Below are 18585 nucleotides of genomic sequence, written 5' to 3'. Positions count from 1 at the left end.
GAGTACGAAGCGCGCTAGTATACCCAACTTCCGATGCTCGGCAATGGTTTTTTTTCCGGGTCGTCGGATGGCGGCGAATTCGTTACATTTAACCCATTCGAACCTGACACGGGCCGCCGGTCGGGAGCCACTTGACCGGACGCCTTGGCGCCCGCCAGGACCACAACCGCTTGAATCCCGTATCCAGGAGCGACGTTCCGCCGGTACCGCGTATCGTCCCGCGAGAACAGCACTCCATTTCCCGCAAGAACATCAGCAAGGCCGCGTTGCGCGTGCTTTACCGGCTCAATGAAGCCGGTTTCGACGCGTACCTGGTCGGTGGCGCCGTGCGCGACCTTCTGCTCGGTGGCCATCCCAAGGACTTCGACGTGGCCACCAACGCCACGCCCGAGCAGGTCAAGGGTCTCTTCCGCAACTGCCGCCTGATCGGTCGACGGTTCCGTCTCGCCCATGTGGTGTTCGGTCCCGAGATCATCGAAGTGGCCACCTTCCGGGGCACCGGCGAGGACGGCGAGGGTGGCGATCGCCACATCGTCGATGGCCGCATCGTGCGCGACAACATCTGGGGCTCGATCGAGGAAGACGCGATCCGCCGCGATTTCCGCGTGAACGCGCTGTACTACGACATCTCCGATTTCAGCGTCCGCGACTACGTCGGGGGCATGCAGGATCTCGAAGACCGCAGCATGCGCCTGATCGGAGATCCGGAGCAGCGCTACCGCGAAGACCCGGTGCGCATGCTGCGTACGGTGCGTCTCGCGGCGAAGCTCGATTTCACCATCGACCCGGCCGCCTCGGCGCCGTTCGCGTCCTTGGGGCACCTCCTCACGGAGGCCTCGCCGGCCCGGTTGTTCGATGAGTCGCTCAAGCTCTTCCTGGCCGGCCATGGGCTGAAGAGCTTCAAGATGCTCGAGGCCTGTGGACTGCTGAAATTCATGTTCCCGGCCACCGCCCGTGCGCTTGAGCGCGGCGATCACGCCCTGCGGGCGCTGGTCGAGCAGGGCCTGTCGAACACGGATGCCCGCATCGCGGCGGGCAAGTCGGTGACGCCCGCCTTCCTCTACGCGGTACTCCTGTGGGGCGAGGTGCGTGACCAGGCGCGTGGCTGGATCATGCAGGGCGTCGACGACAACGACGCGTGGCAGCGGGCCGCTGTCCACGTTGTGGGCGAGCAGTGCCAGCGGGTCGCGATTCCGCGTCGCTTCACGCTCACGATGGAAGAAATCTGGGCCTTGCAGCCGCGTTTCGAGCATATCCATCGCAAGCGTGTCTTCCGCCTGATGTCGCATCCGCGTTTCCGCGCGGCGTTCGACTTCCTGCTGCTGCGCGCCCACGAGTCCCCCCGCATGCGCGAACTGGGCGAATGGTGGAACCACGCACAGCAGCTTCCGCCTGACATGCTGGCGGCCGCGCTGGGCGGTGGCGTGCCGGTGAGCGAGGCCACCGTGGCCGCGGCTGCACCGGCACGGAAGCGTCGGCGCCGGCGCAAGCCGGCCGGGCGCGGCAAAGGCGATACGGGCGGTACGTGAGCGTCACCGCCCTGATTGGCCTGGGGGGTAACCTGGGCGATGTCCGGCTTCGCCTGGGCGCCGCCATGGCGGCGCTGGACGCGGTCCCAGGCGTGAAGGTGACGGCGCGCTCGCGCTTTTATCGCACGCCGCCCTGGGGCAATGTCGATCAGCCCGACTTCGTCAACGCAGCAATCGCTGTGCAGACCTCGCTGGATGCCCATGGGCTACTCGACGCCATGTTGGCCACCGAGCGTGCGTTCGGTCGTGTGCGTGATGGCGAGCGCTGGGGGCCGCGTACGCTCGACCTCGACCTGCTTGCCTACGGCGAGGCGGTGATCGACGACGAGCGATTGACGGTGCCGCATCCGCGCATTCCCGAGCGGGCCTTCGTACTCCTGCCGCTGGTGGATATCGCTGCCGGTACCCAACTGCCAGGCATGGGGCGTGTCGGCGACCTGCTGGCTGTTATCGATGCCGCCGGGTGCGAGCCTCTGCCGTGACCGATCGTCGTCGATGAGTTGAGCCCCGGCGATTCCGGGAGGACAATTCCCCTTTACCCCACAAGGCGACAAGAGCGTGTACGTTGAAAAAACGAGTGCGCCGGCGCGTAAGCCGGTGACCGTGCCGGGCCTGAAGGTGATGAAAGCCGAAGGCCGGAAGATCGTGATGCTCACCGCCTACGATGCGAGTTTCGCCGCCCACCTTGAAGCCGCCGCGATCGATGTCGCCCTGGTCGGCGACTCCCTGGGCATGGTGGTGCAGGGCCGTTCGAGCACCTTGCCGGTCACGATCGACGAGATGGTCTATCACACCGCCGCCGTGGCACGCGGCCTGTCGGCCACGCTGCTGGTGGCCGACCTGCCGTTCATGAGCGACCGCGACGTGCCCACGGCGATGGCCTCGGCCGCCCGCCTGGTGGCTGAAGGCGGCGCCGCGATGGTCAAGATCGAAGGTGCTGGCCGTCTTTGCGAGGTCATCGCTGCACTGGTGGAGCGCGATATCCCCGTGTGCAGCCACCTGGGCCTTACCCCGCAGTCCGTGAACCGCTTCGGTGGTTACAAGGTGCAGGGCAAGGGCGAGGAGGCCGCCGCGAAGCTGGTCGCCGACGCCAAGGCCGTCGTGGCGGCCGGTGCGGGCATGGTCGTGCTGGAATGTGTGCCTTCGTCCGTGGCCGCGCGTATCACCGCGGAGGTGGACGTACCCGTCATCGGCATCGGTGCCGGCGTGGATTGCGACGGCCAGGTCCTGGTGATCTACGACATGCTGGGCATCACGCCGGGCAAACGGCCGAAGTTCTCGAAGGACTTCCTCGCCGGTCGCGATTCCATCCAGGGCGCCATCGTCGCCTATGCCGAGGATGTGCGCGAACAGCGCTTCCCCGGTCCCGAACACAGCTTCAGCTAGAGAAGAGAGCCCTCCCCAACATGCAGACCGTCACTGACGCCGCCGCCCTTCGCGCCACGATCCGTGGATGGCGTTCCTCCGGCCAGGCCGTGGGCTTCGTGCCGACCATGGGCAACCTCCATGCCGGCCATCACTCGCTGTTGAAGCTCGCCCGCGCCCGTGCCGATCGCGTGGTCGCCAGCGTCTTCGTCAACCCGACGCAGTTCGGTCCGGGCGAGGATTTCGAGCGCTATCCGCGCACCCTGGTCCAGGACCAGGTGGGGCTGGCCGAAGCCGGTTGCGACATCCTGTTCGCGCCGGATGTCGCCACGATGTATCCGTTTGGCCCGGCCGCCAGCGCCAGTATCCATCTGCCGGTGATCACCGACACGCTGGAAGGCGCCCATCGCCCGGGGCATTTCGACGGCGTCGCCACGGTGGTGACCAAGCTGTTCAACCTCGTCCAGCCGGATTTCGCCGTGTTCGGGCAGAAGGATTTCCAGCAGCTCAAGGTGATCGAGCGAATGGTTCGCGACCTCGGCCTGCCGGTGAAGGTCATGTCCGGCCCGACCCTGCGTGAGGACGACGGCCTGGCCATGAGTTCCCGCAACCAGTACCTGTCGGCCACGGAGCGCCAGCGGGCGCCCCAGATCCACGCCACCCTGACCCAGATGCGCGAGCTGTTCCGCCAGGGACACGCGTGGCAGGCGCTGGAGCAGGCCGCGAAGGCCCGGCTGGAGCGGGCGGGCTTCGTGCCCGATTACGTGGCCATCCGTCGCGCCGAGGACCTGGCCGAGCCGGCCGCGGACGAACGGGAGGGCCTGGTGGCCCTGGTGGCGGCCCGCCTCGGCGCCACGCGTCTCATCGACAACCTCCCGTTCGACTGAAAGCCTTCACATACCGGGACTTGCGTTTCGGACCGGAACGCCCCATAAAGCGCCCGACAGAGGAGCCCATTCGCGACGGTGCGGGCAACCTCCGTTAGAATGGGCGTTTTTGCTATCGCCACTTCCCCAGAGACCGCCATGCAGCTCAACATGCTCAAGTGCAAGATCCACCGTGCCACGGTGACTCACGCCGAGCTGAACTACGAAGGTTCGATCGCCATCGACGGCAACCTGCTCGACGCCGCCGGCATCCGCGAGTACGAACAGATCCACGCCTGGAACATCAGCAACGGCGAGCGCTTCGTCACCTACGCGCTGCGCGCGGAAGAGGGCTCGGGCATCATTTCCGTCAACGGCAGCGCCGCGCGTCGCGTGTCGGTGGGCGACTTGGTCATCATCGCCGCCTTCGCGGGCCTGTCCGAGGCCGAGCTGGCCAAGTACCAGCCGGACCTGGTCTACGTGGATGCCGACAACCGCATCACGCACACGAATCATTCGATTCCCAAGCAGGCCGCCTGATCGCCGTCGTTCCTGCGAACGCAGGAACCCAGCGCCCCGGTCACCCCGTAGCAGCGTGACGTCTCATCGGCTTTTGCGCAGGTAGCCCCCGCGCAAAAGTCTGTCGTCACTCGCCGGGGTTCCCGCCTTCGCGGGAACTGACGATCAGGGATGCGTGAGTTTTTCCGTCATCTCCACACGATCCACTTACGCTGCACTGCGGTAATATCAGCGCTTCCCTCCGTCGCAGCCAAAGTGGAAGCCATGGATTCAAAGCACGCCCCCCTGCCTTCGTTCGAAGAGCACGCTTCACGCCTTTCGCATACCCATCTCCGCACGCTGGTCAACGATGACGCTCGCGCGCCTCATCTGCGCAAGCGCGTCGGGCCCATCCTGCTCGACATCACTCGGCAGAAGCTCGATGTCGCCGCGCTCGACGCCGTCGGCCACTACATCGAAGGCACCGGCTGGAAGGCCGCGCGCGATGCGATGTTCGAAGGCAAGCACATCAACACGTCCGAAGATCGTGCCGTGCTGCACACCGCCCTGCGCGGTGGTGCGTCGCGCCATCCGGCCGCGCCGGCCGATGTCCGCAAGGAGGTCGCCGACGCCCTGGACAAGATGGAAACCCTGGTCAACGCCGTGCATCGCGGCGAAGGCGAATCGGTGGGCCTCATCGGTGGCGTCACCGACGTGGTGAACATCGGCATCGGCGGCTCGGACCTTGGTCCTCGCCTCGCCGTGCACGCGCTCGAACAGTTCCATGTAAAGGGCATCACCAGCCACTTCCTCACCAACGTCGACGGCCAGGCCGCGGCGGACCTGATGAAGAAGCTCGATCCCGCGCATACGCTCGTGATCCTGGTTTCCAAGAGCTTCAACACGCAGGAGACCCTGCTCAACGGCGGCGTCTTCCGCGATTGGATCCTCAAGGCCAACAACGGCGATGAAGCGAAGACGGCCAAGCATTTCATCGCCGTCAGCTCCAACGTCGAGGCCGTGCAAAAGTGGGGTGCCTCGCAGATCCTGCCGATGTGGGACTACGTCGGTGGTCGCTTCTCGCTCTGGTCCGCCGTGGGTGCCTCGATCGCCTTCTCGATCGGCATGAAGGGCTTCCGCGAACTGCTCGCGGGCGCCGCCGAAGCCGACGATCATTTCCGTACGGCGCAGTGGCAGGACAACATCCCCGTTCTGCTCGCCATCGCCGAACTGTGGAATCGCAACATCCTCGGTCGTTCCAGCCGTGCGGTGGTGCCGTACGTGGATTCGCTCGGCGACCTCCCGTCCTACCTCCAGCAGCTGGAGATGGAAAGCCTCGGCAAGCACGTGCATCCGAACGACGGCAGCGAAGTGAAGGGCTCCACGGTCCCTGTCGTCTGGGGCAGCATCGGCACCAATGCCCAGCACGCCTATTTCCAGGCGCTGCACCAGGGCACGGACACCGTGCCGCTGGAGTTCATCGGCCTGGTGAAGCCGGCGCACACCCTGCGCGAAAACCACGACGTGCTGCTGTCGAACCTGCTCGCGCAGGCCGCCGCGCTCTCGCTCGGCAAGACCTTCGACGAAGCGCTGGCCGAAGCGAAGACGGGCACCGAGGCGGAGCGTCGCGCGCTCGCCGCGCAGCGCACCTTCAAGGGCGATCGACCCAGCACCGTGTTCATGCTCGACTCGCTCACCCCGCACTCGCTGGGCGCGCTCATCGCGCTCTACGAGCACAAGGTGTTCATGCTCGGTCACATCTGGGGCATCAATGCGTTCGACCAGTGGGGCGTGGAGCTGGGCAAGGTCATCGCCAAGCAGATCTACCCCTCGCTCGCGAACGACAAGAGCGCCGGTGACCTCGGCCAGTTCGACGGCGCCACGCGCGGCCTGATCGAGGCGATCCGCGACCGCCGGTAATCGATACCGTTGGTGTAGGAGCGCGCTTGCGCGCGATCCCGCGGCAGCGGCAATCTGGCCCGCTACGCGGGATCGCGCGCAAGCGCGCTCCTACAAAAGCTCAAGAAAAGCCCGGCATGTCCGGGCTTTTCTTTGCTTGCAAAAGTTACTTATTGATACGTATTCTTTGATTATTGGTTTCAATAGGTAATTATGGTGACCGCGTTCCACACCGTCGAAGACGTTGCCACCCGCCTTGGCCTCCACCCCAGGACGGTCCACCGGATGATCCGTGAGGGCCGCCTGCGTGCCACCCGTATCGGCAAGTCGTACCGCATCCTTCCCGCCGATCTGGACGCCTTCGCGGGCGTCGAACCCACGGATGTGCCGCCCATGCCCCCGCGGGCGACCTCGATCGTCGACGTGCCCGGCATCGATGCCGTGGCGGCCGATCGACTCGTCACGGCGACGCAGGGCTTGTGGCTGTCGCGCGGGCAGGGCGATGGCGCCATGCAGTTCACGGCGACGTACGATGCGCCATATCGCCAGCTACGCTTCGTCGTCATCGGGTCGCCGGCGGATGTGGCCGCCTGGATGGAAAGCGTCAGCCAGCTGCTGGAGAGTGTGCGATGAGCGCGCGCATGCTTTCCCCGGCCCTGCGCGACGACTACCTTGCGCTTCTCGATGGCTGGCCCCTGAGGCACGATCGCCGAACCATCGATACATGCGAAGGCGAAACCTTCGTGCTCAGCTGTGGCCGGACGGACGCGCCGCCGTTGGTGCTTCTTCATGGGGCGCTGACCAATGCGGCGAGTTGGCTTTTCGACGCCGAGATTTGGTCTCGGGATTTTCGGGTGCATGTCGTCGATGTTATCGGCGAGCCTGGATTGAGCGCGCCGTCGCATCCTCCGCTCGACAGCGATGGATGGGCCGCCTGGCTCGACGATGTGCTGGACGGCCTGGGCGTGACCAGCGCGGCGTTCGTCGGCATGTCCTTCGGGGGCTGGATCGCGCTGGACTATGCATGCCGTCGTCCCACACGCGTGTCCCGACTGGCGTTGCTGTGTCCGTCGGGTATCGGACCGCAGAAGGCGTTTCTTTGGAAAGCGCTGCCTTTGCTTCTACTGGGGTCGTGGGGAGCGGCGAAGGTGCGGGCAATGGTGATGGGCCCCTCGCCGAAGGCGTCGACACCTCAGGCAAGGCGATTGCTGGATTTCCTGCAACGCGTGCGGACCGGCGTGCGTCCGCGTCCCATGCGCCTGCCCATCGTGAGCGACGAGGCCTTGTCGGCGCTGCCGATGCCGTTGCTGGTGATCGTAGGTGGTCGCGATGTGATGCTGGATTCGCGTGTCACGCGTCAGCGTGTGATGACGCGCGTTCCGCGAGGGCGGGTCCATTTCGTGGAGGACGGGCGTCATTACCTGCCCCATCAAGCCGGAACGATCCAGGCGTTCCTTCACGAGTGACAGGCTGTTGTAGGAGCGCGCTTGCGCGCGATGGGACGTGTCGCGAGCCCATCGCGCGCAAGCGCGCTCCTACAAAAAAGCCCGGCGATGCCGGGCCTTTTCTTCAGACTTCGAGCGTGGCGAGATCGCCTTTTTCTTCCAGCCATTGCTTGCGATCACTCGCACGTTTCTTGGCCAGCAGCATGTCCATGAGCTTCTGCGTGCCGTCGTCGGTCTCGACGGTGAGCTGGACGAGGCGACGGGTATCCGGATGGATAGTGGACTCGCGCAGCTGCGCGGGGTTCATCTCGCCCAGGCCCTTGAAGCGGGTGACCGAGACGGCGCCCTTCATCTTTTCGCGCTCGACCTTTTCCAGCATCAGGCGCTTTTCTTCCTCGTCGAGGCAGTAAAACACCTGCTTGCCCACGTCCACGCGGAACAGCGGCGGCATTGCGACGAACACGTGGCCCTCGCGGACCAGCGACGGGAAGTGACGCAGGAACAGCGCCGAAAGCAGGGTGGCGATGTGCAGGCCGTCGGAGTCGGCGTCGGCGAGGATCACGACCTTGCCGTAGCGCAGGCCCGAGAGATCGTCCTTGCCCGGGTCGCAGCCAATGGCGACCGCGAGGTCGTGCACTTCCTGCGAGGCAAGTACGGCACCGGACTCGACTTCCCAGGTGTTGAGGATCTTGCCGCGCAGCGGAAGGATCGCCTGGAAATCCTTGTCGCGGGCCTGCTTGGCCGAGCCGCCGGCCGAATCGCCTTCGACCAGGAACAGCTCGGTGCGGGTGAGGTCGGTGGCGGCGCAGTCGGCGAGCTTGCCGGGCAGGGCGGGGCCCTGGGTGATCTTCTTGCGGACGACCTGCTTGGCGGCCTTCAGGCGCGCGCTGGCGCGCTCGATGGCGAGCTGGGCGATCTTCTCGCCGAGGTCGACGTGCTGGTTCAACCACAGGCTGAAGGCATCGTGTACCACGCCCTCGACCACGCCGGCCGCGTTACGCGACGACAGGCGCTCCTTGGTCTGGCCGGCGAACTGGGCATCCTGCAGCTTGACGCTGAGCACGAAGGCCAGGCGCTCCCAGACGTCTTCCGGGGCGAGCTTCACGCCGCGCGGCAGCAGGTTGCGCAAGTCGCAGAACTCGCGGATGGCGTTGGTGAGGCCCGAACGCAGGCCGTTCACGTGCGTGCCGCCCTGCGCGGTGGGAATGAGGTTGACGTAGCTCTCCTGCACCAGCTCGCCTTCCGGCAGCCAGGCAAGGGCGACGTCGAGCGCGTCGGTGTCACGCGCGAAGTGCTTCACGAAGAGGTCGGAGGGCAGTGCCTCGGCACCCTGCAACTCGCCGCGCAGGTAGTCGGACAGGCCGTCCTCGAAGTACCACTCCACCGTCTCGCCGGTGGACTCGTCGGTGAGGCGCACGGTGAGGCCGGCGCAGAGCACCGCCTTGGCGCGCAGCAGGTGCTTGAGCTTGGAAACGAGGATGCGCGGGGAATCGAAGTACTTCGGGTCTGGCCAGAAGCGCAGCGTGGTGCCGGTCTTCTTCTTCGGCACGGTGCCGATGACCTCGAGCTCGCTCGCACGGTCGCCGTCGGCGAAGCTCATGCGGAATTCCTGGCCCTCGCGACGGATGGTCACGTCGACGCGGGTGGACAGCGCGTTCACCACCGAGACGCCCACGCCGTGCAGGCCGCCGGAGAAAGCGTAGTTCTTGTTCGAGAACTTGCCGCCCGCGTGCAGGCGCGTGAGGATCAGCTCGACGCCGGGCACCTTCTCTTCCGGGTGGATGTCCACCGGCATGCCGCGACCGTCGTCGGTGACCTCCACCGAGCCGTCGTTGAAGACGGTGACGTCGATGGTCTTGGCGTGGCCCGCCAGGGCCTCGTCGACGGAGTTGTCGATGACTTCCTGCGCCAGGTGGTTCGGGCGCGAGGTGTCGGTATACATGCCCGGCCGGCGCTTGACCGGGTCAAGGCCGCTGAGGACTTCGATGTCTGAGGCGTTATAGCGTGTATTCATGGGGTGTCGCGGTCATTCGTAGCCGGGCAGGATGGGCGAGGCCCACCGGATCGGTCAAGCCTCGCGGTTCGCCGTATCACCGTATGAGACGACGATGGATCGTTGTAGGAGCGCGCTTGCGCGCGATCCGCGGCAGCGGCAGTCTGGCCCGCGTTCGCGGGATCGCGCGCAAGCGCGCTCCTACAAGGTTCACAGCGGGGCGCAATGCCATTCCAGCCAGGCCCGGTCCTCGCCGTCCAGCAACGGCGACAGGGCTGCGCGGACGATGGCGTGGTAGTCGTCCAGCCAGGCCCGTTCCGAGGGCTCCAGCAGGCGTGCGTCCAGGGTGCGCCGGTCGAACGGGCAGAGCGTCAGGGTCTCGAAGGCGTAGAAATCGCCGAACTCCGTGGTATCGGCCTGCACGACCACGGCGAGGTTCTCATGGCGGATGCCATGGCGGCCCGGCTTGTACAGGCCGGGCTCGATCGACGTGATCATCCCCGTCTCCAGCGCCACCAGGGGCACGCCGGCCCGGGGCGGCCGGATGCCGTGCGGGCCTTCGTGTACGTTGAGGAAATAACCCACGCCATGGCCCGTGCCATGGCCGAAGTCCATGCCGGCGGCCCAGAGTGGCGCGCGGGCGAGGGCGTCGAGCTGGGGGCCGTTGGTGCCGGCCGGGAAACGGGCGCGGGACAGGGCGATCATGCCCTTGAGCACCAGGGTGGAGTCGCGGCGCTGCTCGTCGGTGACCGGCCCCAGGGCCAGCATGCGGGTGATGTCGGTGGTGCCGCCCAGGTACTGGCCGCCGGAGTCGACCAGCAGCAGGCCTTCGGCCGCCAGCGGGCTGAAGTGCGTCGGCGTGGCTCGGTAGTGAGGCAGGGCGCCGTTGGCCTGGTAGCCGGCGATGGTCGAGAAGCTTTCGCCTACGAAGCCCGCCTGCGCGGCACGGGCGTCACGGACGAAGGTGTCGACATCCAACTCGGACACAGGCTTGCCGACCGCCAGGGTTTCCTCGATGCGGCGGAAGGCCTTGGCCAGGGCGGCGCCATCGCGACGCATGGCCTCGCGGATGTGATCCAGCTCCTCGCCGGTCTTGCGAGCCTTGCGGGCCGTGGACGGGGCGGCGGCATGCACCTGCTTCACGGCGGTCGGCAAGCCTTCCAGCACCGCCACGACCACCTTGGCGGGGTCGATCAGCAGCACGGCGTCGTCCGGCAGGGCCGCGAGGGCCGAGGCGGCGGTGCCGTAGTCGGCGACGGCGACGCCATCGACGGCCAGGGAGGCCTTCACGTCGACTGGCAGCTTGGCGGCGTCCACGAAGAGCGTGGCCCGGTCGGCACCGATCAGCAGGTGAGCCAGGAACACGGGGTTGTAGTCGACATCGGCACCACGCAGGTTGGTGAGCCACGCGATGTCGTCGAGGCTGGAGACCAGGTGATGGGTCGCCCCGGCCTTGCGCATGGCCTGGCGGACCTGGGCCAGCTTCTCGGCGCGCGTCACGCTGGCGAAGGGGGCGGCGTGGGCGAAGACCGCCGCATCCGGACGGGCGGGGCGGTCAGGCCATGCGGCGGCAGGCAGGTCGAGGTCGGTGCGCAGGCGGCTGCCGCCTGTTTCCAGGCGTCGGGCCAGGGATTCGGCGGCGGTCACCGACACGCTGTCGCCGGCCAGCGCGACGCTGTCGCCCTCGCCGAGGCGTTCGGCGAGCCAGGTCGCGTGATCCGGGGTGTCGCCTACGTTCTGCTTCATCAGCGGCAGGCCGCTGCCGGCCAGCTCGGTCTCGGCCTGGGAGAAGTAGCGGGAGTCGGTCCAGAGGCCGCCGCCCTCGGCGGTTACCACCAGGAGGCCGGCCGAGCCGGTGAAGCCCGAAAACCATTCACGGGCCTGCCAGCGTGGCGGCAGGTATTCGGACAGGTGCGGGTCGGCGGTCGGCACGACCACGGCGGCGACACCCTCGCGGGCCATGGCGGCGCGCAGGGCCTGGAGACGGGCGGGAACGGGGGAAATGTGGGTGCTCATGCACCCGATGGTACGACGATGGCGCCATGGGGTGGAGAACGTTCAGCCAACCCCTCGCGAGCGCCGACGCACTCGGGTAAAATACAAATTTCCAGCACTGGCTGCTCGCATGACTCCCCTGATTTTCGTCACTGGCGGTGTGGTGTCTTCCCTCGGGAAAGGCATCGCAGCGGCATCGCTCGCGTCCATTCTCGAGGCGCGCGGTCTTTCCGTCACCATGATGAAGCTCGATCCGTACATCAACGTGGATCCGGGCACCATGAGCCCCTTCCAGCACGGTGAGGTCTACGTCACCGACGATGGCGCCGAGACCGACCTGGACCTGGGCCACTACGAGCGCTTCGTCCGCACCCGTCTCACGGGCAAGAACTCGATCACCACCGGCAAGATTTACGAATCGGTGATCCGCAAGGAGCGTCGCGGCGACTACCTGGGCGCCACCGTGCAGGTCATCCCGCACATCACCGACGAGATCAAGCACGCCATCCACGAAGCCACCCGTGGCTTCGACGTGGCGCTGGTCGAAATCGGCGGCACCGTGGGCGACATCGAATCCCTGCCGTTCCTCGAGGCCATCCGCCAGCTGCGCATCGAGCATGGCCCGGAGAAGTGCATGTTCGTGCACCTCACCCTGGTGCCGTTCATCAAGGCTGCTGGCGAGATCAAGACCAAGCCGACCCAGCATTCCGTGAAGGAGCTGCGCTCCATCGGTATCCAGCCCGACGTGCTGCTGTGCCGTTGCGAAGAGCCGCTGCCCGACGGCGAGCGCCACAAGATCGCGTTGTTCACCAACGTGCCGAAGAACGCCGTCATCAGCACGATCGACGTCGACGTCATCTACAAGCTGCCCATGTGGCTGCACGACCAGGGCCTCGACGAACTGGTCATCAAGCGCCTCGGCCTCGACGCCGGCCCGGCCGACCTCTCCAGCTGGATCCGCACGGTGGAAGCCGTGGAGCATCCGCGCGACGAGGTCACCATCGCCATCGTCGGCAAGTACGTCGAACACAAGGACGCCTACAAGTCGCTGGGTGAAGCCCTGCGCCACGGCGGCATCAAGCAGGCCACCCGTGTGAGCCTGCAGTGGGTCGATTCCGAGGAGGTCGAAGCGCGCGGCGCGCGCGACGTGCTCGGCGGCGTCGACGCCATCCTCGTCCCGGGCGGCTTCGGCAAGCGCGGTTTCGAAGGCAAGATCCTGGCCGCCCAGTACGCCCGCGAGAACGGCGTGCCGTACTTCGGCATCTGCTACGGCATGCATGCGGCCGTGGTCGATTTCGCCCGCAACATCGCCGGCCTCGCCCAGGCCGACTCCAGTGAAAACGACCGCAACACGCCCGATCCGGTCATCGGCCTCATCACCGAGTGGACCACGTCCTCGGGCGAAGTCGAGACCCGCAGCGAGCGTTCCGACCTCGGCGGCACCATGCGCCTGGGCGCGCAGGAATGCCGCCTCAAGGCCGGCACGCTGGCGCGTGAGATGTACGGCGAAGACGTCGTCCGCGAGCGTCACCGCCATCGCTACGAATTCAACAACCGCTACCGCCAGTCGTTCGAAGACAAGGGCCTCGTGATCTCCGGCAAGTCGATGGACGATCTGCTGGTCGAGGTTGTCGAGCTGCCGCGCCAGATCCACCCGTGGTTCCTCGGCTGCCAGGCGCATCCGGAATTCACCTCCACCCCGCGCGACGGCCATCCGCTGTTCATCGGCTTCGTGCGCGCCGCGCGCGAGTTCAAGGCCGTGCGCGACGGCGAGAAGCTGGCCAGCCGTTCCGAGGAGTCCGCCGCATGAAGCTCTGTGGTTTCGAGGTCGGTCTCGACCAGCCGCTGTTCCTGATCGCCGGTCCCTGCGTCATCGAGTCCATGCAGTTGCAGCTTGATGTAGCGGGCAAGCTCAAGGAGATCACCGGTCGCCTGGGCGTCAATTTCATCTTCAAGTCGAGCTTCGACAAGGCCAACCGTTCCTCGGGTTCGAGCTTCCGCGGCCCGGGCCTGGAAGAAGGCCTCAAGGTGCTCGAAGCGGTGAAGAAGCAGATCGGCGTGCCGGTCATCACCGATGTGCACGAGTACACCCCGATGAACGAGGTGGCCGCGGTCGTCGACGTGCTGCAGACGCCGGCCTTCCTCTGCCGCCAGACCGACTTCATCCAGAACGTCGCCCGCGCCGGCAAGCCGGTGAACATCAAGAAGGGCCAGTTCCTCGCGCCCTGGGACATGAAGAACGTCGTGCAGAAGGCGTTCGACGTGGGCAACCACGACATCCTGGTCTGCGAGCGCGGTGCGAGCTTCGGCTACAACAACCTGGTCTCCGACATGCGTTCGCTCGCCGTGATGCGCGAGACGAACTGCCCGGTGGTGTTCGACGCCACGCACTCGGTGCAGCTGCCCGGTGGGCAGGGCACCAGCTCGGGCGGCCAGCGCGAGTTCGTGCCGGTGCTGGCGCGTGCGGCAGTCGCCGTGGGCGTGGCCGGCCTGTTCGCCGAGACGCACCCCGAGCCCGCCAAGGCGCTCAGCGACGGTCCCAACGCGTGGCCGCTCGACCAGATGGAAGAACTCCTCGAAACGCTGATGGAGCTCGACCAGGCCGTGAAGCGCCGCGGTTTCAAGGACCACGCCTGACGATGTCCGTGCCCGCGCACCGACCCTACTGGCCCGTGCGCGTCGCATCGTCATATATTCCCCCTGTCTCCGGCCGCGGCGCGCTCATGCGCGCCGCGGCCGTGTTCCGTCATTCCAACTCGTAACGGGAAGCGCATGACCACGTCCATCACCAAGATTCACGCCCGCGAAATCCTCGATTCCCGCGGTAATCCCACGCTTGAGGCCGAGGTCACTCTCGCCGACGGTTCGTTTGGCCGCGCGGCCGTGCCCAGCGGCGCGTCCACCGGTACGCGCGAGGCGGTCGAGCTGCGCGACGGCGACAAATCCCGCTACGGCGGCAAGGGCGTGACCAAGGCGGTCGCCAACGTCAACACCACCATCGCCAAGGCGCTGGCCGGTTACGACGCCGCCGACCAGAAAGGCCTGGACGGCAAGCTGATCGCGCTCGACGGCACCGACAACAAGGGCAACCTGGGCGCCAACGCGCTGCTCGGCGTCTCCATGGCTGCCGCGCACGCTGTGGCCGCCTCGAAGAAGCAGGCCCTGTGGCAGTACCTGATGGTCGACGGCGGCGGCTCGCTGCCGGTGCCGATGATGAACATCATCAACGGCGGCGCCCATGCCGACAACAACGTCGATGTGCAGGAGTTCATGGTGCTGCCGGTCGGCGCGCCGAGCTTCGCCGAAGCCCTGCGCTACGGCGCCGAGATCTTCCACTCGCTGAAGTCCGTGCTCAAGAAGGCCGGCCTGAACACCGCGGTGGGCGACGAAGGTGGCTTCGCGCCGAACCTGAAGTCCAACGTGGCGGCGCTCGACACCATTCTCGAAGCGGTGCACGCCGCCGGCTTCAAGATGGGCAGCGATATCCTGCTCGGCCTCGATGTCGCCAGCTCGGAGTTCTTCAAGAACGGCAAGTACGATCTGGAAGGCGAAGGCAAGGTCTTCACGCCGGAACAGTGGGTAGACACCCTGGCTTCGTGGGCGAAGCAGTACCCGATCGTCACCATCGAAGACGGCATGGCCGAAGGCGACTGGGACGGCTGGGCGCACCTCACCAAGGTCGTCAACGGCGGCATCCAGCTGGTCGGCGACGATCTCTTCGTGACCAACCCGAAGATCTTCCAGGAAGGCATCGACAAGAAGATCGCCAACGCCATCCTGATCAAGGTCAACCAGATCGGCACGCTCACCGAAACGCTCGAAGCCATCGCCATGGCCGACCGCGCCAAGTACGCCGCCATCGTCTCGCACCGTTCGGGCGAAACGGAAGACACCACGATTTCCGACATCGCGGTGGCCACCACCGCCACGCAGATCAAGACCGGTTCGCTCTGCCGTACCGATCGCGTCGCCAAGTACAACCAGCTGCTGCGCATCGAGGAAGCTCTCGGCGCCAAGGCGAAGTACGCCGGTCGCGACGCGTTCCCGAACCTGTCCAAGCTGCCGGGCTGAGCCGGGCCTTGAGCAACGCGGCCATCCTTCGCTGGGTCGGTCTGATCCTGGTCATCATCCTCATCGCGCTGCAGCTGAAGCTGTGGGTCGGCGGTGGGGGGATGGCCGAGGTCGACTCCTTGCGTGCGTCGGTCAAGAAGCAGACCGATGAAAACGTCTCGTTGCAGAACCGCAACCAGGCGTTGGCTGCCGACGTGGAAGACTTGAAGCACGGCGAGCAGGCCACGGAAGCCCGTGCCCGCCAGGAACTGGGCCTCATCAAGCCCGGCGAGACGTTCTACCAGGTGGTGGAGCCGGGGGCCGCGACCAGCGCGCCGCCGCCTCCGCCGCCCGTCACCGGCGGCCAGTGATGGACGCGCTCTGGTGCGTGTTACCGGCCGCCGGCAAGGGCGTCCGGGCCGGCGGCGACCGGCCGAAGCAATACCAGGCGGTCGCGGGGCGGCCGCTGATGGACCACACCCTCGAACGGCTGGCCGCGCACCCGCGCATCGCCGGCCTGCTCATCGTGATCGCGGCCGACGACCGGCATTTCGCAGCCACGGACAGCATCCTGGGCAAGCCGTTGCTCACCGCCGTCGGCGGTAGCGAACGCAGTTATTCCGTGCTGGCGGGCATCGATGCCTTGCCGGCCGGCGTATCCGACGACGCCTTCGTGCTGGTGCACGATGCCGCTCGGCCGTGCGTACGCGCGGCGGACATCTCACGCCTTATCGATCTCGCCGGCGCGGCCGGCGGCGGCCTGCTGGGTGCGCCGCTGCGTGACACCCTCAAGCGGGCCGACGCCGACTGTCACAGTGTCGCCACCGAACCGCGCGATGGTCGCTGGCGCGCCTTCACGCCGCAGATGTTCCGTCGTGGCGAGCTGGCGCGTGCACTTCGCCTTGCCGCGGCCGACGGTATCGTCGTCAGCGACGAAGCGATGGCGATGGAGCGGGCAGGCCACGCACCACTGCTGGTCGAAGGCTCGGAAGACAATATCAAGGTGACCACGCCGGCGGATTTCGCGCTGGCGGAGTTCCTGCTGGAGAGAACACGATGATCCGCATCGGCCAGGGATTCGATGTCCATGCCTTCGGGCAGGGCGACCATGTGATGCTCGGCGGCGTGCGCGTGTCGCATTCGCACGGCCTGCTGGCCCACTCCGACGGCGACGTGGTGCTGCACGCGCTGTGCGACGCGCTGCTCGGCTCGCTCGCGCTGGGCGACATCGGCAAGCATTTCCCGCCCACCGACGAGAAGTGGCGTGGCGCCGACAGCCGGGCCTTCGTGCGCGCCGTGCGCGACATGCTGCGCGAGCGTGGCTACGTGCTGGGCAACGCGGACATCACGGTGATCTGTGAATCACCGAAGGTGAACCCGCACGCGCAGGCCATGCGCGAGGCGATCGCCGCCGACCTCGAGACGGATATCGACCGCATCAGCATCAAGGCCACCACGACCGAGACGCTGGGTTTCACCGGTCGTCGCGAAGGTATCGCGGCGATGGCCAGCGTGCTGGTCCAGCGCTTGTGAGCGAAGTCGAGGCCCGGTCGTCGACGTCCCGTCTGCACGACAGGCTGGAGACGATCGTCACGTTGCTGCGGCGGCGTGACGATGCGTTGGAAAGTGCCGCCGAAGACACCCTTGCGGAGCTCGACGCGTCGCTCCAGGCCCGGCTCGACGAACTGCATCCGGCGGACCTCGCCGATGTGCTGGAATCCCTGCCGCTGGAGGATCGCCTCGCCGTCTGGCAGCGGGTGAAATCCGACCAGGACGGCGAAATCCTGCTTGAGGTCTCCGACTCGGTCCGCGAATCGCTAATCGCGGACATGGACGACCGCGAGATCCTCGCGGCCGTCGAGCCGCTGGACGCAGACGAACTGGCCGACCTCGTCGACGACCTGCCCACCGAGGTGCTGCCTGAGCTGATGGCAAGCCTCGACGCGCAGGAGCGCGAGCGCGTGCAGGCCGCGATGTCCTACGAGGACGACCAGGTCGGCGCGTTGATGGACTTCGATATGGTCACCATCCGCGAGGACATCAGCCTCGAGGTGGTGTTGCGCTACCTGCGCCGGTTCGACGAACTGCCCGCGCAGACCGACAAGCTTTTCGTGGTGAACGCCGACAGCGTCCTGACCGGGGTGCTGCCGTTGCACTGGCTGCTGGTGAACTCGCCGGACAAGATGGTCCACGAGATCATGGCGCCCGACGTGAACACCTTTCGTCCTGAAGACGACGCCTACGACGTCGCCCAGGCCTTCGAGCGCTACGACCTCGTCACGGCCCCGGTCGTCGACGCGAACATGCACCTGATCGGGCGCATCGCGGTGGACGCGATGCTCGACTTCATCCGCGAGGAAAGCGAGACCGAGGCGCTGTCGCGTGGCGGTTTGCGCGAGGAAGAAGACATCTTCGCCTCCGTGTGGAAGTCGGTGCGCAATCGCTGGGCCTGGTTGGCGATCAACCTTGTCACCGCCTTCATCGCCTCGCGCGTCATCGGCCTGTTCGAGCATTCCATCGAGAAGCTGGTGGCGCTGGCGACCCTCATGCCCATCGTCGCCGGCATCGGCGGCAACTCCGGTAACCAGACCATCACGATGATCGTTCGCGCCATGGCGCTGGAACAGGTTGGCGTCTCGCAGGCCGGTCGCCTGTGGCGCAAGGAACTGGGCGTGGCCCTGTTCAACGGCCTGGTCTGGGGTGGTGCGATCGGCGTCGTCGCCTACCTGCTCTACGGCAGCATCTCGCTGGGCGTGGTGATGACGGCAGCCATGACACTCAACCTCTTGCTTGCCGCCTTCATGGGCGTGGGCATTCCCATGCTGATGACTCGCCTCGGCCGCGATCCCGCGCTGGGCTCCAGCGTGCTCATCACCGCCGTCACCGACAGTGGCGGCTTCTTTATCTTCCTTGGGTTGGCCACCCTGTTCCTGCTGTAAGGCGCC

The 18585-nt window shown here is 66.6% G+C and carries 17 protein-coding genes; 15 read left to right on the top strand and 2 right to left on the bottom strand.

What is annotated here, in order from left to right:
• Window positions 1–170 precede the first annotated feature (170 nt).
• The 8 genes from pcnB to GAK28_RS17110 all read left to right on the top strand — a co-directional run bounded on the left by pcnB (window position 171) and on the right by GAK28_RS17110 (window position 7623).
• A complete protein-coding gene (gene pcnB, locus GAK28_RS17145; protein ID WP_291782062.1) occupies window positions 171–1529 on the top strand; it encodes a polynucleotide adenylyltransferase PcnB in 1359 nt (452 codons plus the stop codon).
• The gene (gene folK, locus GAK28_RS17140) at window positions 1526–2011 is read left to right on the top strand and encodes a 2-amino-4-hydroxy-6-hydroxymethyldihydropteridine diphosphokinase (protein ID WP_291781892.1); all 486 of its coding nucleotides are present in this window, start codon (window positions 1526–1528) and stop codon (window positions 2009–2011) included. Before pcnB ends, folK begins: the two co-directional genes overlap by 4 nt.
• Window positions 2012–2126: 115 nt before the next feature.
• Window positions 2127–2915 carry a 3-methyl-2-oxobutanoate hydroxymethyltransferase gene (gene panB, locus GAK28_RS17135; protein WP_291782060.1) on the top strand — a complete coding sequence of 263 codons (789 nt, stop codon included), beginning with the start codon at window positions 2127–2129 and terminating at the stop codon, window positions 2913–2915.
• Between the two features lie 20 nt (window positions 2916–2935).
• Window positions 2936–3781, top strand: coding sequence for a pantoate--beta-alanine ligase (gene panC / locus GAK28_RS17130; RefSeq protein WP_291781889.1), 846 nt, complete (start codon window positions 2936–2938; stop codon window positions 3779–3781).
• Between the two features lie 138 nt (window positions 3782–3919).
• Window positions 3920–4300, top strand: coding sequence for an aspartate 1-decarboxylase (gene panD / locus GAK28_RS17125; RefSeq protein ID WP_166950004.1), 381 nt, complete (start codon window positions 3920–3922; stop codon window positions 4298–4300).
• Window positions 4301–4543: 243 nt separating this feature from the next.
• Complete coding sequence (gene pgi / locus GAK28_RS17120; RefSeq protein WP_291781882.1) at window positions 4544–6178, top strand: glucose-6-phosphate isomerase; 1635 nt, start codon at window positions 4544–4546, stop codon at window positions 6176–6178.
• 192 nt (window positions 6179–6370) lie between these two features.
• The gene (locus GAK28_RS17115; RefSeq protein ID WP_291781879.1) at window positions 6371–6790 is read left to right on the top strand and encodes a helix-turn-helix domain-containing protein; all 420 of its coding nucleotides are present in this window, start codon (window positions 6371–6373) and stop codon (window positions 6788–6790) included.
• Window positions 6787–7623 carry an alpha/beta fold hydrolase gene (locus tag GAK28_RS17110; protein ID WP_291781876.1) on the top strand — a complete coding sequence of 279 codons (837 nt, stop codon included), beginning with the start codon at window positions 6787–6789 and terminating at the stop codon, window positions 7621–7623. Before GAK28_RS17115 ends, GAK28_RS17110 begins: the two co-directional genes overlap by 4 nt.
• 103 nt (window positions 7624–7726) lie before the next feature.
• Here GAK28_RS17110 and parE read toward each other — a convergent pair whose 3' ends face one another.
• Window positions 7727–9616 (bottom strand): DNA topoisomerase IV subunit B, encoded by a 1890-nt coding sequence (gene parE / locus GAK28_RS17105; protein ID WP_291781873.1) that lies wholly within the window; start codon window positions 9614–9616, stop codon window positions 7727–7729.
• A 189-nt stretch (window positions 9617–9805) separates the two neighbouring features.
• A complete protein-coding gene (locus GAK28_RS17100) occupies window positions 9806–11611 on the bottom strand; it encodes an aminopeptidase P family protein (RefSeq protein ID WP_291781871.1) in 1806 nt (601 codons plus the stop codon).
• A 109-nt stretch (window positions 11612–11720) separates the two neighbouring features.
• Between GAK28_RS17100 and GAK28_RS17095 the strand changes: the two genes are divergently transcribed.
• The 7 genes from GAK28_RS17095 to mgtE all read left to right on the top strand — a co-directional run bounded on the left by GAK28_RS17095 (window position 11721) and on the right by mgtE (window position 18579).
• Window positions 11721–13400, top strand: coding sequence for a CTP synthase (locus GAK28_RS17095; protein WP_291781867.1), 1680 nt, complete (start codon window positions 11721–11723; stop codon window positions 13398–13400).
• A complete protein-coding gene (gene kdsA / locus GAK28_RS17090) occupies window positions 13397–14227 on the top strand; it encodes a 3-deoxy-8-phosphooctulonate synthase (RefSeq protein ID WP_291781863.1) in 831 nt (276 codons plus the stop codon). Before GAK28_RS17095 ends, kdsA begins: the two co-directional genes overlap by 4 nt.
• 135 nt (window positions 14228–14362) lie before the next feature.
• Entirely contained in the window at window positions 14363–15661 is a 1299-nt protein-coding gene (gene eno, locus GAK28_RS17085; protein WP_291781861.1) for a phosphopyruvate hydratase, read from the top strand.
• Between the two features lie 23 nt (window positions 15662–15684).
• Window positions 15685–16011, top strand: a complete 327-nt coding sequence (gene ftsB / locus GAK28_RS17080) for a cell division protein FtsB (RefSeq protein ID WP_291782058.1) — start codon at window positions 15685–15687, stop codon at window positions 16009–16011.
• On the top strand, window positions 16011–16700 hold the full coding sequence (ispD, locus tag GAK28_RS17075; protein WP_291781859.1) for a 2-C-methyl-D-erythritol 4-phosphate cytidylyltransferase: 690 nt from the start codon (window positions 16011–16013) through the stop codon (window positions 16698–16700). The genes ftsB and ispD overlap by 1 nt, the downstream gene beginning before the upstream one ends.
• On the top strand, window positions 16697–17173 hold the full coding sequence (gene ispF, locus GAK28_RS17070; protein ID WP_291781856.1) for a 2-C-methyl-D-erythritol 2,4-cyclodiphosphate synthase: 477 nt from the start codon (window positions 16697–16699) through the stop codon (window positions 17171–17173). The genes ispD and ispF overlap by 4 nt, the downstream gene beginning before the upstream one ends.
• Window positions 17170–18579, top strand: a complete 1410-nt coding sequence (gene mgtE, locus GAK28_RS17065; RefSeq protein ID WP_291781854.1) for a magnesium transporter — start codon at window positions 17170–17172, stop codon at window positions 18577–18579. The genes ispF and mgtE overlap by 4 nt, the downstream gene beginning before the upstream one ends.
• Window positions 18580–18585 lie beyond the last annotated feature (6 nt).

The organism is Luteibacter sp., assembly GCF_009912395.1.
Taxonomy (GTDB): domain Bacteria; phylum Pseudomonadota; class Gammaproteobacteria; order Xanthomonadales; family Rhodanobacteraceae; genus Luteibacter.
This window is presented reverse-complemented; position numbering and strand designations above follow the sequence as displayed.

Excerpts from the sequence above, each read along its gene's own strand:
- GAK28_RS17095 (WP_291781867.1), top strand. The coding sequence starts at position 11,721 with ATGACTCCCCTGATTTTCGTCACTGGCGGTGTGGTGTCTTCCCTCGGG.
- pgi (WP_291781882.1), top strand. The coding sequence starts at position 4,544 with ATGGATTCAAAGCACGCCCCCCTGCCTTCGTTCGAAGAGCACGCTTCA.
- kdsA (WP_291781863.1), top strand. The coding sequence starts at position 13,397 with ATGAAGCTCTGTGGTTTCGAGGTCGGTCTCGACCAGCCGCTGTTCCTG.
- GAK28_RS17100 (WP_291781871.1), bottom strand. The coding sequence starts at position 11,611 with ATGAGCACCCACATTTCCCCCGTTCCCGCCCGTCTCCAGGCCCTGCGC.
- GAK28_RS17115 (WP_291781879.1), top strand. The coding sequence starts at position 6,371 with ATGGTGACCGCGTTCCACACCGTCGAAGACGTTGCCACCCGCCTTGGC.
- panD (WP_166950004.1), top strand. The coding sequence starts at position 3,920 with ATGCAGCTCAACATGCTCAAGTGCAAGATCCACCGTGCCACGGTGACT.
- eno (WP_291781861.1), top strand. The coding sequence starts at position 14,363 with ATGACCACGTCCATCACCAAGATTCACGCCCGCGAAATCCTCGATTCC.
- panC (WP_291781889.1), top strand. The coding sequence starts at position 2,936 with ATGCAGACCGTCACTGACGCCGCCGCCCTTCGCGCCACGATCCGTGGA.
- ispF (WP_291781856.1), top strand. The coding sequence starts at position 16,697 with ATGATCCGCATCGGCCAGGGATTCGATGTCCATGCCTTCGGGCAGGGC.
- ispD (WP_291781859.1), top strand. The coding sequence starts at position 16,011 with ATGGACGCGCTCTGGTGCGTGTTACCGGCCGCCGGCAAGGGCGTCCGG.
- GAK28_RS17110 (WP_291781876.1), top strand. The coding sequence starts at position 6,787 with ATGAGCGCGCGCATGCTTTCCCCGGCCCTGCGCGACGACTACCTTGCG.
- parE (WP_291781873.1), bottom strand. The coding sequence starts at position 9,616 with ATGAATACACGCTATAACGCCTCAGACATCGAAGTCCTCAGCGGCCTT.